At 58.8% G+C, this 296-nt stretch carries 1 pseudogene; it reads right to left on the bottom strand.

What is annotated here, in order from left to right:
- Window positions 1–9: 9 nt before the first annotated feature.
- Window positions 10–296, bottom strand: a pseudogene (locus EN851_RS36910) (cupin); the annotation flags it as partial.

Raw genomic sequence — 296 nt, 5'->3', positions numbered from 1 at the left:
GCTCAGCGCTTACCGAAATGCTTTCCAAATGTCGAAAAGCGCACCGCTGCCACCGTAGACGGGATCCTGTCGTGGTTTAGCGACCTTGAAAATGGTCTTGACGGCGTGGGCATGGTCCTCGCTCCTAGAACATTCATCGTATGTGCCGTTGGGCGGGTAGGCGCCAACCACGAGAAAGTCTTTGCTCGCCGCGAGGCACTGGTGACCAGTGCCTGCTGGCAAAATAGCGACGTCTGCCGCCTTGATGGTGAGCGTGCGGCCATGCTTGCCTCCGAACTGCACCTTTGCCGATCCGC

It is taken from the genome of Mesorhizobium sp. M8A.F.Ca.ET.208.01.1.1, from assembly GCF_004791315.1.
In the GTDB taxonomy this organism is placed as follows: domain Bacteria; phylum Pseudomonadota; class Alphaproteobacteria; order Rhizobiales; family Rhizobiaceae; genus Mesorhizobium.
Note: the sequence above shows the minus strand (reverse complement) of the source record. Positions and strands in the feature narration are given on the sequence as shown.